The 12,088-nt window shown below is 57.3% G+C and carries 11 protein-coding genes and 1 pseudogene; 4 read left to right on the top strand and 8 right to left on the bottom strand.

What is annotated here, in order from left to right; all coding sequences use genetic code 11:
* Positions 1 to 45: 45 nt before the first annotated feature.
* From tnpC to tnpA, 3 genes are all read right to left on the bottom strand, one after another.
* Positions 46 to 1,665 carry an IS66 family transposase gene (gene tnpC / locus G502_RS0117005; RefSeq protein ID WP_022727558.1) on the bottom strand — a complete coding sequence of 540 codons (1,620 nt, stop codon included), beginning with the start codon at positions 1,663 to 1,665 and terminating at the stop codon, positions 46 to 48.
* 64 nt (positions 1,666 to 1,729) lie between these two features.
* Positions 1,730 to 2,077, bottom strand: coding sequence for an IS66 family insertion sequence element accessory protein TnpB (gene tnpB / locus G502_RS0117000; RefSeq protein ID WP_022727559.1), 348 nt, complete (start codon positions 2,075 to 2,077; stop codon positions 1,730 to 1,732).
* Positions 2,074 to 2,433, bottom strand: a complete 360-nt coding sequence (gene tnpA, locus G502_RS0116995; protein WP_022727560.1) for an IS66-like element accessory protein TnpA — start codon at positions 2,431 to 2,433, stop codon at positions 2,074 to 2,076. Before tnpA ends, tnpB begins: the two co-directional genes overlap by 4 nt.
* Before the next feature lie 104 nt (positions 2,434 to 2,537).
* Here tnpA and G502_RS20965 point away from each other — a divergent pair.
* Positions 2,538 to 3,530: pseudogene (locus G502_RS20965) on the top strand (IS5 family transposase); the annotation flags it as partial.
* A gap of 332 nt (positions 3,531 to 3,862) precedes the next feature.
* Here the strand turns inward: G502_RS20965 and dctP are convergent.
* The 3 genes from dctP to G502_RS22900 all read right to left on the bottom strand — a co-directional run bounded on the left by dctP (position 3,863) and on the right by G502_RS22900 (position 6,804).
* The gene (gene dctP, locus G502_RS0116985) at positions 3,863 to 4,975 is read right to left on the bottom strand and encodes a TRAP transporter substrate-binding protein DctP (protein ID WP_022729884.1); all 1,113 of its coding nucleotides are present in this window, start codon (positions 4,973 to 4,975) and stop codon (positions 3,863 to 3,865) included.
* Between the two features lie 82 nt (positions 4,976 to 5,057).
* Positions 5,058 to 6,383, bottom strand: coding sequence for a TRAP transporter large permease (locus tag G502_RS0116980; RefSeq protein ID WP_026989617.1), 1,326 nt, complete (start codon positions 6,381 to 6,383; stop codon positions 5,058 to 5,060).
* Positions 6,384 to 6,387: 4 nt separating this feature from the next.
* Positions 6,388 to 6,804 carry a TRAP transporter small permease subunit gene (locus tag G502_RS22900; protein WP_367401678.1) on the bottom strand — a complete coding sequence of 139 codons (417 nt, stop codon included), beginning with the start codon at positions 6,802 to 6,804 and terminating at the stop codon, positions 6,388 to 6,390.
* 307 nt (positions 6,805 to 7,111) lie between these two features.
* Between G502_RS22900 and panB the strand changes: the two genes are divergently transcribed.
* Complete coding sequence (panB, locus tag G502_RS0116970) at positions 7,112 to 7,933, top strand: 3-methyl-2-oxobutanoate hydroxymethyltransferase (protein ID WP_022729881.1); 822 nt, start codon at positions 7,112 to 7,114, stop codon at positions 7,931 to 7,933.
* A 172-nt stretch (positions 7,934 to 8,105) separates the two neighbouring features.
* Here the strand turns inward: panB and G502_RS21705 are convergent, their stop codons facing one another.
* Both G502_RS21705 and G502_RS20955 read right to left on the bottom strand, forming a co-directional pair.
* The gene (locus tag G502_RS21705) at positions 8,106 to 8,642 is read right to left on the bottom strand and encodes an RES domain-containing protein (protein WP_022729880.1); all 537 of its coding nucleotides are present in this window, start codon (positions 8,640 to 8,642) and stop codon (positions 8,106 to 8,108) included.
* Positions 8,639 to 9,340: a hypothetical protein gene (locus tag G502_RS20955; protein WP_022729879.1), complete on the bottom strand. Its 702-nt coding sequence runs from the start codon at positions 9,338 to 9,340 to the stop codon at positions 8,639 to 8,641. The genes G502_RS21705 and G502_RS20955 overlap by 4 nt, the downstream gene beginning before the upstream one ends.
* Positions 9,341 to 9,895: 555 nt before the next feature.
* Between G502_RS20955 and soxC the strand changes: the two genes are divergently transcribed.
* Both soxC and G502_RS0116945 read left to right on the top strand, forming a co-directional pair.
* Positions 9,896 to 11,278: a sulfite dehydrogenase gene (gene soxC, locus G502_RS0116950; protein ID WP_022729877.1), complete on the top strand. Its 1,383-nt coding sequence runs from the start codon at positions 9,896 to 9,898 to the stop codon at positions 11,276 to 11,278.
* Entirely contained in the window at positions 11,265 to 11,954 is a 690-nt protein-coding gene (locus tag G502_RS0116945) for a c-type cytochrome (protein ID WP_022729876.1), read from the top strand. The genes soxC and G502_RS0116945 overlap by 14 nt, the downstream gene beginning before the upstream one ends.
* The last annotated feature ends 134 nt before the right edge of the window (positions 11,955 to 12,088 follow it).

Here is a 12,088-nt window from a genome sequence, read left to right as displayed (position 1 = left end):
TTCGTAACCGTCCGCTCTGTACCGCCTTGCAATCCTGCTGATTGATCAGGCTGCCTTGGCCAGGGCCGGGTTCGTCCAGTTCCAGGGCAGGAGGTCATCGATCCGGTTGATCGGATGGTCGTTGATGCGGGCCAGGACATTGGCCAGATAGGCCTGCGGGTCGTGGCCGGACAGCTTGGCGGCCTCGATCAGCGTCATGGCATCGGCCAGGGTCTCGCCACCGGCGTCCGAACCGGCAAAGAGATAGTTCTTGCGGCCGATGGCGATGGGCCGCATGGCCCGTTCAGCGACGTTGTTGTCGATGGCAACACGCCCGTCTTCCAGGAACAGCGTGAACGCCGGCCAGCGGTTCAGGGCATAGCGCATGGCCTTGGCCAGACCGCTCTTGCCCGAGATACGTGCCAGCTGCGCCTCGCACCATGTGCGGAAGGCCTCGACACGTGGCCGGCTGTGCGCCTGGCGCTGGCGATAACGCATCTCCGGTGCCTGACCGGATATCGCCCGCTCGAGATCGTAGAGGGCCCCGATACGGTTCAAGGCCTCTTCCGCCAACTTGGAGCCGGTGGCCTTCCAGACGTCGTGGAAGTCCCGGCGCAGATGCGCCCAGCAGGCCGCCTCGCGCACGCGCACCTTGCCCTCGGCGTCGGGTTCATAAAGCTTGCGGAACCCGGCATAGGCATCGGCCTGCAGAATGCCGCGGAAGTCCTTGAGATGCTCCTGGGGATGCACCCCCTTGCGGTCCGGCGAGAACCAGTAGGCCACCGCCGGCGGGTCGGTACAGCCCCAGGCGCGGTCATCGCGCACATAGGTCCAGATCCGCCCCTCCTTGACGGCCTTGGCGCTGGCCGCCGCCTTGGGGCGGCGCGGATCCAGGACCTTGATCGGGGTGTCATCGCCATGCAGGCGATCGCCCGCCAGGACATGGTCCTTGATACGCGCGACCAGTGGGGCGACCACGGCCATGGACTGGCCGCACCAGTCGACCAGGGTCGAGCGCGGGATCTCCGCGCCCTGGCGGGCCAGGATCTCGGTCTGGCGATAGAGCGGCAGATGATCGTCGAACTTGGAGACCAGGATGTGGGCCAGCAGGCCCGGGCCCGCCATGCTGCGCGGAATGGGCCGGCTCGGTGCCTCGGGCTGGACCACCTTCTCGCAGCAGCGGCAGGACTTCTTGAGCCGCGCGATCTCAATGACCTTCAGCTGGGCTGTCACCAGCTCCAGGAGTTCCGAAACATCTTCGCCCAACAGGCGCAGCGGTCCGCCGCAGTCGGGGCATTCTTCTCCGGGATCCAGGGTCTCCCGCGTGCGGGGTGTCTGCGGATCCACCCGGGGGCGGCCGCGCCGGCGGCCCTGTGGCTTGTCCGTACTTTCGCTCTCGGGGGTCGGGGCCGGATCGCCCTCCGCCTGTCCGCCGTACTCGCGGGCGTGGGCGACCTGCAGGTCCTCCAGGGCCAGCTCCAGCTGGGCGATCTCGCGCGTGATGCGTTCCGAGGAGCTGCCGAACTTCTGCTTGCGCAGGCGCAGAATGCGCGCCTTGAGTGCCTCCACCAGGCTTTCATAGGCCCGCACCGAGGCCGACATGCGGGTCACCTCCTCGTGCTGGGCGAGGATCATCGCCTTCAGGGTGGCCGGGTCGTCCGGCAGGCTGTCCAGCGTCGGTATCATGGGCAGAAGTTTACCCCAGCCGACTCCCCAGGAACAGCACTATCCCCTTGATTCTGATAAAATATCAGCCCGCCCGCAGGGGTGCCGCCGTCCAGGCCGGACGGCGCCAGTCAATGCCCTCCCACAGCATCGCCAGCTGCGCCGAGGTCAGGCGCGCCACGCCATCGGCCGGCGAGGGCCAGGGAAAGCGTCCGCGCTCCAGAACCTTGTAGTAGAGGCAGAACCCCTGGCCGTCCCAGTGCAGCAGCTTGATGCGGTCCCCGCGCCGGCCGCGAAAGGCAAAGACCGCACGGCTGCAGGGGTCCTGACGCAATACCTGATCCGCTGCCGCAGCAAGACCGGTTATTCCCTTGCGCATGTCGGTCACCCCGCAGGCCAGGTAGACGCGCACACCATTGCCCGGGCCGATCATGCCGCCTCCGTCAGGCGGATCATGCGCCGCACCACCGCCTCCGGGGCATCGCCGGCCAAGCGCAGGCGACGGCCATTGCAAAGTCCGATCTCGACAAGGCCGGCCCCGCCCGCATCCGCACCCGGATCCTCCGGGGCCAGATCCACCGCCAGGAACTGCGGACGGCTGTCTGCCAGCAGGCCCTTCTGGCGTAGCTCGCGGCGCCACTGGTAGATGTGCTGGCGCGTGATGTCGTAGCGCCGCGCCACATCGGCAACAGTCGCCCCGTCAACGCCAACCGCCGCCAGGATCTCCTGCTTTTGCTCCAGCGACCAGCGTCGCCGACGCTCAACACCCGTCAGTATCTCCTGGCGCATCCACTGCCTCCGTCCTTGTTGACGTCAGTAACGACGTACATAACGACGGAAATTAACCTGATGCTGTCCAAAATTTGAAGGCGGTCCTGAGCGGACGGTTACGCTTCTTCCAGCATGCGCTTCGGCACGAGCGCTCGGGCCTGAGCCACTGGCGCAAGCGCCTGGGCGAACGCCTGGAGCTGCTACTGGCCGAGAGCCTGCGGGTGGCCCACGACAGCGGTGCGCTCAAGAAGAATGATCTGGCGCGCATTTCAGTGGATACCACCGTACAACCGGCCAACATCACCCACCCCAGCGACGCCAAGCTGCTGCATACCGCCATCCGGCAGTTGGTGCGCCAAGCCAGGGCCGAGGGCGTGGAGCTGCGGCAGTCCTATCTCAGGGTGGCCAAGCGCGCCGCCCTGATGGCCGGGCGCTATGCCCACGCCAAACAGTTCAAGCGCTGCAATCGGGAACTGCGCTTCCTGCGCAGCCTCCTGGGCCGCCTGATCCGCGACATCCAGCGCAAGACAGAGGGCAATGCGGCTCTGAAAGCCGCCTTTGCCATTCCTCTGTCCAAGGCCATTCGCATCCGTCACCAGAAACAGCAGCAGCGCGGTCCCAAACTCTATTCCTGGCACGCCCCCGAGGTGGTCTGCATTGGAAAGGGCAAGGCCCACAAGCCCTACGAGTTCGGCTGCAAGGTCTCCATCGACACCACCAACCGCCGGGCTCGGGGCGGCCAGTTCGTGCTGCATGCTGCGGCCTTTCCCGGTCTGCCTTATGACGGCCATACCCTGCGGCGTGTGGTGGAGGAAACCGAGGCCCTGACAGGACGGCCGGTGGAGCGGGCCTATGTGGACAAGGGCTATCGCGGCCATGATGTGGCCAATCCCCGGCGGGTGTTTCGTTCCGGCCAGAAGCGCGGGGTACACGGCCAGATCAAGCGCGAACTGCGACGGCGCTCGGCCATCGAGGCCGTCATTGGCCACATGAAGGCGGATGGTCATCTGGGCCGCAACTATCTGAAGGGACCGCTCGGCACCCGGGTCAACGCCCTGCTCAGTGCCGTGGGCTACAACTTCCGCCTTATCCTCAGGTGGCTGAGGCTTCTTTTGCACCAGATCTACAGGGCGATTCTCAGTGCCTTGCTGGCCGCAGCCGGGACTCTATTACCCACGCGGACAGCTTTTTATCGGTCGACTCAATACCCGTCACTGTCTCCTGACGAATCCCCTGCCTCCGCTCTTGTTGACGTCAATAACGACGTACATAACGACGGAATTTATTCTGATGTTGCACAAAATTTGAAGGCGGTCCCGAACGGACGGTTACGTTAGAAAACGTACTCAGGTTACGGCTGCATCCGACACCGTCACCGACCCCAGCTTGGATCGGTGACGGTGTAGTCATACCAAGTCAAAGATATATAAGATATTCAGCCCCGGGGTTAGTTGTTTGAGGCGTCTTGGATGCAGGCTTCAATCTCATCCAAATTGGGCAGCTCTGTGTTGCGTCCAAGGGCAAACGGTTCAGAGAACTTACGCCATTGGGAATACTCTTCAAGATAGCTTAGCTGCGAGAGATATACCTTCCCGTGGAGTGGGTTGTCGCAACTGCTCTCGACGATCACTTCATTGGCGATCTTCTGTATCTTAGCAAGGTCTTCTTCGCCAAACCGTGTTATTTCGGTGCCTGCTTCGATGAATTTCTGCGTTCCCTCGACAGCACGTTTTTCGGAGAACCCGAGGGACCACATCATATTGGCTTGAGCTGCGACTTTGAGCTTGTTTTGAACATTCTCCGACAGAGCGTTCCAAGCATCCTCGTTGATCATTACCCCGATAACGGTGGCGCTCTGATGCCAGCCGGGTGTTAGCCAGTAGTCCGTAACCTCGTGATAGCCAACCCCATAATCAATTCCGGGGGTCGCCATTTCTGCGCCATCGAGGACGCCCTGTTCAAGTGCCTGATAGATCTCATGCGTTGCGATCTGAACCTGTGTTGCCCCAAGCCGCTCTAGCACTCGCCCCTGGTCGCGGCCAGAAATGCGCAGTCGCATGCCTTCAAGATCTTCGATTGAGCGAATAGGTTCATTGGTCCGAAAGCCGGACTCATTATTCAGGACAGCATGCGGCAGATACACTAGACCGTGTTCCCCATAAACCTCCTGATACATTTCAAAGCCACCCCACGCCTCGATCCACATCATGTAATCGGCAGCGTTGAACATCATCGTGTGTGTGGCTAACGGGGAAAATGCGGAGTTTCTGCCGGCCCAAAAACCCGGCCAATCGCCAGAGGCCTCTATGTCTCCAGCACTGGCGGCATCAAACACCTCTGAAGGCGGAATAAGAGTCCCGCCCGGATGAAACTTGATTTCCAACTCGTCGCCGATGAGCTTGTTTGCCGTCTCAACAAAGTGTTTATCATATTCAATTAACTCGATGGCTGACGGCCATTGAGTCGTCATCGTCCAAGTTGTATCAGCAGCTGTCGCCGCCTGACCAAATGAAAGCGTTATTGCACCGACACCGAATGTTAGTAGGCGATCAAGTTTCATTGGGTTTCCTCCATACTAGTTAATTTTTGGATATTCTTTTCACTCACCATCACCTTGGTTCCAAATCCAAGTGTTATTGCGTTTATTGTGTCATCATATTGGGAAGCCAGAGTATCAATCCGGGAAATGCAGCGACGAGGCCAGCCCCAATAATAATGAGCACAACGAACGGTACAACGCCGCGATAAATATCCCCTATCGCTATATCATCACTGGCAACCCCTTTTAGATAAAACAGAGCATACCCAAAGGGCGGCGTCAGGAACGATGTTTGCAAAACGACAGCCGAAAGAACGACGAACCAGAGAATGTCGACGTTCATTTGCTCTAAGATAGGCAGAAAGATTGGAAAACTTAGTAAAACAATACCAATCCAATCCAGAAACATGCCGAGCACAAACATGATTACTAACATGACGACAATAATTGCCCACACCGGCAGTTCGTTACCAAGCAACATCTCGCGAACAACATCCAAGCCGCCTCCAGCAGTAAAGACACCTGTAAAGGCAGTGGCGCCAACAACAACAAAAAGCACCATCGAGGTAACCTTGCCAGTGTCACGAAGGCATGCAAAGAAGTCTGCGCGGTCAAAAGACCCATAAATGATCATGAAACAGAACGCCAGGAATGCACCAATGGCTGCTGCCTCCGTAGCGGTGGCTATGCCCCCGAAGATTGAACCTAATACGCCGAGAATTAGCACCAGGGGCGGAACCACATCTTTCAGCAGGTCCAGTAAAAGTTTACGCGGCTCAATAAGAGCACGCTGTTCAGCCGTGAGTGGCGGTCCTAGTGACGGAAATAGGTAGCTCGCACCAAGCACATATGTACCGTACAGCACAGCTAAGACGAGGCCAGGGATAAGCGCCCCGGCAAAGAGTTCACCGACCGAGACTGGCGCATAACTAGCCATAATGATCAGCATAATGCTGGGGGGGATAAGCACACCTAGGCTTCCGCCGGCAGCAATCGCACCACAACAGATGTCCTTACGGTAACCATTCTCCAGCATCGGGCGTAACGCAAGCATGCCCATGACTGTGATAGAAGCACCGATAATCCCAGTTGTAGCAGCAAGTAGAACCGAAATGATTATCACGCTAAGCGTCAAACCGCCACGTAGGCCACCCATGAGTTGGCGCAATGTCTCGAACATTCGGTCAGTAACGCCAGAACTGCTAAGGAAGCGAGCCATCAGAATAAAAAGAGGGACTGCGACAAGGATATAGCTATCCATCACGCCGCCATATATTCGGCTAATAATAAGCCCAAATACTTGAGACCCCGGACCCATGAATGCAGCCAAAACGGCTACACCACCAAGTACAAATGCTAATGGATGCCCAAGAAACAAGCCAAGCAGCAAACCACCGAACATGAATAGCGTTAAAGCTTCCGCGCCCATATTTTTATTTCCCTCTGAGCGCACGCAGCGTCCGGGTGAATTGGACTATTCCTTGAAGGAAGAGTAAGCATCCAGTAACGAATATTACCGATTTAATTGGATAAACGGGGATAGCGACGACCCCCCATGTCGTTTCTCCGGATGCCCAGGAACGGTGGGCAAATCTGTACCCAAAATAAATAAGCACGGAAACGAATGGGAAGAAAAATACGAGATAAGTAATGGTATCAATTAACGCCCGGGTGCGCCCCGATAATTTTGCGACTAGTATATCAACGTTGACGTGAGCATTATGTAATAAGGTGTAGGCGCCCAATATCATGAAAAGGAGCGCGTAAAGCTGGGTTGAAACCGCAAAAGCCCAGTCTATTGGCCGCTCAAAAAAGGCCCGCGCAGAAACATCACATATCACTATTATCATTATAATAAATGTACATACGGAGAATATCCTCCCTATGTATTCATTCATGACATCAATTTGCTTACCCATTAATGCAGACGCCCCCATCTTATTTATTATTCATAAAATATATTTTTTTATTATATCTTGCCTTTGAACTCTATACTTATAGAGCGAACAAAAGAATCCTTTTTTCGTCACTAATAGGCTAAATTCAAGGCTTTATCATTTTTCCTTAGTGTGCGAATTGTATGGTACGTGCCAGAATGATGCAACCCTATCAGGCAAGCCTTGGCCCTCGCTATCGAATCAACTACGGAGAAACAGCATGAGCGTTCATGGACGCAACAAGCGTATGACCACCCAAACTATTCGGGACTGCAAGTCGGCAACTCCCTTGGTTGGCCTGACTGCTTACACAGCTCCGATCGCGAAGATAATGGACGAGCATGTCGACCTCATTCTTGTTGGCGACTCGCTTGCCATGACCATATATGGGCTCGACAGTACCCTGGGAATATCTCTGGATACCATGATCCAGCATGGTCGTGCAGTTGCGCACAGCTGTTCACACGCCTGTGTTGTCGTGGATCTTCCGTTTGGGAGCTATCAGGAGTCGCCAGAGCAGGCCTTCCGTAGCGCGTCACGTGTACTGCAAGAAACTGGCTGCCAAGCGATTAAGCTTGAAGGTGGACAGGAAATGGCAGAAACGGTGGCCTTTTTAGCTGCACGCGGTGTCCCTGTGCTTGGTCACATCGGCTTGACACCGCAGTCCATGAATACGCTCGGAGGGTTCAAGACCCAAGGACGAGATGAAGAGAGTGCAAAGAAGCTTCTGGCGGATGGCAAGGCGATGGATGAAGCTGGCGCATTCGCGACGGTAATCGAGGGGGTTGTCGAACCCATTGCACGATCGGTTACGGAGAGTATTTCCATTCCCACAATCGGCATAGGAGCATCGCAGGCTTGCGATGGCCAAATTCTGGTTGTTGACGATGTTTTGGGTGTATTCAACGAATTCCAGCCCAAGTTTGTGAAACGCTATGCCAACCTTCGTGCGGACATGGAAAACGCAATCAAGACATTTGCGGGTGAGGTTCGTACTGGAGCCTTTCCTAGCGAAGACCATGTTTTTAAGCCCAAGGCGTAATACTGAGCAGTTCTATATAAACGCTTTGAGGGGGCCGGGGTTTGATGGTGCAGCTTTAAATTGAATCGTTCGTGCCCTGCCCCCAAAGCTTTATCCATTTGGGCTGGAAGCGATGGTTGATGATTGCGCTTGTGCGCAGACGGGGCAAGGGTCATCTCCGCCGAGCCTTCGGCTAAACGCCGCGGTGATGACCCTTGCCGGTTCCAATTGGCTGCAGCGGCAGCCGGTGATTGGTAGTTGAGGGCCGAGTGCGAGCGTACCGTGTTGTAGTCTTTTCCACCCACTTCACAATGATCGCGCGGGCACGAGGCACTAGTGAAAGCGCTTGGGTGCGCGCCTGGAGCTGCTGCTGGCCGAAAGCCTGCCGGTGTCCAAGCCGTTCGAAGCCAAGCCCGACGAGAAGAACAAGGCGCAAGGGTTTACGTGTAATGAGACGCACATAGGCCTTGCTTCGCAGCAAAGTCTCATCGATCAATGTTCGACCGGGCTTGCGCAGAAAGGTCTCGGCAAAGACGCCGGCGACGTTCTGCGCAGTGTAGAGGACACCGTAGGAGGAATCCGGAGCGTTGAAACGGCCGAGATCCGAGGCATCAAAATAGATCGGATCGCGGTGTGCCGGATAGAAACGATGGAAGATCGTTCCTATCGGGATGTCCTCCAGATCCGGCTTGCGCTCATGCAGATCCGGCGGCGGGAGCGGTACACTCACACCCCCTGCTCACCATGTCGTCTGGCGGCTTCGACAACCAGATCCACGTGACCGTTTCTCAGAAGATCGATGGGCTTCTTGCCATTCAACCGGTCATCGGGGTGAATCAGGAAGTTGAGAACCATCCATGGATTCGTCATCTGCAGCGCCTGCTGCACAGACTTGAGTCCGGGGACGACGCTTCCGTCTCGCATGAACTGCACGGTTGGATAGCTGCGGCGGTTGCTCGGACCCGGGACAGCCAGCAACGAGCCCTCCTTCACGCGCTTGTCGATCGCCTGCCTTGATATACCGCGCATCAACGTGCGGACCTCTTCGAGGTCATAGGCCCCTCCTGCTTCACGCAGGTCCTCTTGCGCGATCCGCACGCCTTCGAGCAGTGCCTGACTGCGCGCATCAGGCTCGAACGCTGTCTTGTCGACGGCAGGCATTTTTGTCTTTGCCTGTCCAGAAGCCGAACTCCGCTCCACCACCTCGGCGACACGTGCGGCCCGGCTGCCGAAGGTCTTCTTGAGCTGGCGCACAGACTCCGGCTTCGACGAAACGATGGCCACTTCGCTATCGTCCGGCAGGGTGAAACCCGCAAGAGCCTTGCTCGGGTCGCCCTTCATCGTAAACAGGGTCACGACATCCTTTGACGCGCTGCGGCGTGTCTTTGACGACCCTGTAGACTGCTTGCGCTGTTCGTTGTTGGGCATTTCGGCACCTCCGGCTCATTCCAATATATTGTGAAACGCAACTTTGTCAACTAACGCAACTTAAACAACCAGCGGAATGGCGCAATCAGCGCTTCAAAGACACTCCTGCATAAGGCAGATCGTGGTTCCCAGTTCCTTACGCGCAATATGGGTGAACAGTCATAGTCTTGCCCAGTGACTTCCAGCTTCGGGAGCCCTGTTGCATCCTGGAATGAGCACATTTGGATAGGTCTTGTTGGGATATCCTGACGCTATATCAGTGTATCACCCGAAAAGTTGATTGAAGCTTGTCCCACCATGGGATCGAGAGGATTCCCCCCCTTCCACTCAATCATCATTGCCTTCTCGGCAATCTGGGATTTCATCTGCTCTCGCTTACTTTGCGAGAAGACGCCTCAAATCACTGTGTCGGCCACACTGACAATGATTCTCCAAGCCCCAGAGAAGAAGCAAACTTGGGTCATCTATTTACAAGCAAGCGAATGAGAGAGCATGCTTCTCGTTGTATGAGAAAGAAAGCTTGCCTTACGAATGCAAGCAACTAGGGAGGGAAAAATGCCCAAAGATGAAAAATTTCCTGCATCGAGGTATGGACCCGCCGAACGCCACATGGCCGAGAGCCTGGTCGAAATCGAACGCCAGATGTTGGCTGACCCCCAGCAAGAAGACTGCGACTGCAAAGAGGGGATGTTTAATGGCCTGACACGGCGCGGATTGCTGGCGGGCGGCCTCGCCCTTGGCGGTGGAGCCCTGCTGAGCGGTCGGGCAGCGGCCGAGGCACCCCCGGGCGCGGTTGAATACTACGTCCAACCCGACCCCACGAAAGAGCAGGGGCGCCTGATCCTCCAAGATGGTGGCTACGGGTCCCGTTCGCAGTTTGAAAGCGAAGTGCGCTGGCGGTATCCGACAGCGAGCATTGAGTCGAGCTGGTCCATGACGCCGCTTGCCTCGGGGCACGGCATCATTACACCCTCAGGCCTCCATTTTGAACGCCACCACGCCGGCATCCCGACGATCGACCCGCGCACCCACGAACTCATCCTGCACGGGATGGTCGATACGCCGATGCGCTTTACCATGGACGACCTGAAACGTCTTCCGGCGGTCAGCCGGTTGTATTTCATCGAATGCTCGGGCAACGGCCTGACGGAATGGGACGAGCCGACGCTGAAAACCGTACAGGGCACCCATGGCCTGACCTCGACTTCGGAATGGACAGGCGTCCGTCTATCCACTCTGTTGGAGATGGCTGGTGTCTCGGACAATGCAGCCTGGATTCTGGCTGAAGGGGCGGATGCCGCAGTCATGACCCGCTCGGTCCCGATCGACAAGGCGATGGATGACGCCATCCTCGCCTATGCCCAGAACGGCGAAGCGATCCGGCCGGAACAGGGTTATCCGCTCCGACTGCTGCTGCCGGGTTACGAGGGCAACACGCATATCAAGTGGCTCCGCCGGCTGGAGGTGAGCGACAAGCCCTTCATGACCCGCGAGGAGACGTCCAAATACACCGATCTCATGCCGGATGGTTCAGCACGGCAGTTTAGCTTTGAGATGGAAGCTAAATCTGTCATCACCTTTCCCTCAGGTGCGATGAAGTTGCCGCGGCCTGGTTTCTACGAGGTAACGGGTGTCGCCTGGTCCGGTCGAGGGAAGATAACCAAGGTCGAAGTGTCTGCCGATGGCGGAAATACCTGGCAGGAGGCATCCCTGGAAGGACCCGTTCTGCCCATATGTCACACGCGCTTCCGTCTTCCGTGGACATGGTCGGGTGAGCAGGCGGTCCTGCAAAGCCGTGCAACTGATGAGACCGGCTACGTACAACCCACCCTGTCAGAACTCGTGGACGTGCGGGGCCTGAACTCGGTGTATCACCTGAATGCCATTCAAAGCTGGCACATCGCTGAAGATGGGGAGGTGACCAATGTTCATGCGTAATTTGACTGTTGTCTGTGCCATCGCACTGGCAACAAGCCCCTTGCTTGCCGATGAGTCCGGGAACGGAGACACAACGGAGCGCACATCAGCGGCACTGCCGGAGAGGCTGGAGGAGACAGGCGAACGCGCCCCCATGGAACCACCGAAATCCAGCGCTGAGACTGTAGGTGATATAGATATTTCCTCGAATGCCTTTGGCATCGGCCAGCCCGCCACGGAAGAGCAGATTTCGGCAATTGATATTGATGTGATGCCGGACGGCCAAGGCTTACCAGAAGGCAGCGGGACCTTTGCGGATGGCAAAACGGCCTATGACCAGGCCTGCGCCGCCTGTCATGGGTCAGACATGGAGGGCGTCAGCGAGCTCGGCGCCCCTGCGCTCCTGGGTGGCCGTGGAACTTTGGCAGATGACAGCCCCGTCAAGACGGTTGAAAGCTACTGGCCTTATGCCAGCACGCTTTACGACTATGTGCACCGCGCCATGCCGCTACAGTCGCCTGGTTCCTTGTCGCCAGACGAAGTTTACGCGATCAGCGCTTATATCCTGGGACGTGCTGGCATTATTTCGGATGATCCCGAGACCACGCTCGACGCGGACTCCATGGCCGAGATCGAGATGCCGAACGCGGATGGCTTCGTTGAAGACCCGCGTCCGGATGTCGGAGACAACGAATAGGCAGGCACCACTGACCTGCAATGGCACGCACTTGAAGCCAGCGAGGGTCATCACCGTGGCGTACAGGGAATATGCTTCGGGGGTGGCCCTTGCACTACGCAGGCACTACCACGTGAAAAGACAATGATACCAGA

Origin of the sequence: Fodinicurvata sediminis DSM 21159 (genome assembly GCF_000420625.1) — a bacterium.
Classification (GTDB): Bacteria; Pseudomonadota; Alphaproteobacteria; order Kiloniellales; family DSM-21159; genus Fodinicurvata; species Fodinicurvata sediminis.
This window is presented reverse-complemented; position numbering and strand designations above follow the sequence as displayed.

Excerpts from the sequence above, each read along its gene's own strand:
- tnpC (WP_022727558.1), bottom strand. The coding sequence starts at position 1,665 with ATGATACCGACGCTGGACAGCCTGCCGGACGACCCGGCCACCCTGAAG.
- tnpB (WP_022727559.1), bottom strand. The coding sequence starts at position 2,077 with ATGATCGGCCCGGGCAATGGTGTGCGCGTCTACCTGGCCTGCGGGGTG.
- tnpA (WP_022727560.1), bottom strand. The coding sequence starts at position 2,433 with ATGCGCCAGGAGATACTGACGGGTGTTGAGCGTCGGCGACGCTGGTCG.
- dctP (WP_022729884.1), bottom strand. The coding sequence starts at position 4,975 with ATGAAACTTGATCGCCTACTAACATTCGGTGTCGGTGCAATAACGCTT.
- G502_RS0116980 (WP_026989617.1), bottom strand. The coding sequence starts at position 6,383 with ATGGGCGCGGAAGCTTTAACGCTATTCATGTTCGGTGGTTTGCTGCTT.
- G502_RS22900 (WP_367401678.1), bottom strand. The coding sequence starts at position 6,804 with ATGATAATAGTGATATGTGATGTTTCTGCGCGGGCCTTTTTTGAGCGG.
- panB (WP_022729881.1), top strand. The coding sequence starts at position 7,112 with ATGAGCGTTCATGGACGCAACAAGCGTATGACCACCCAAACTATTCGG.
- G502_RS20955 (WP_022729879.1), bottom strand. The coding sequence starts at position 9,340 with ATGCCCAACAACGAACAGCGCAAGCAGTCTACAGGGTCGTCAAAGACA.
- soxC (WP_022729877.1), top strand. The coding sequence starts at position 9,896 with ATGCCCAAAGATGAAAAATTTCCTGCATCGAGGTATGGACCCGCCGAA.
- G502_RS0116945 (WP_022729876.1), top strand. The coding sequence starts at position 11,265 with ATGTTCATGCGTAATTTGACTGTTGTCTGTGCCATCGCACTGGCAACA.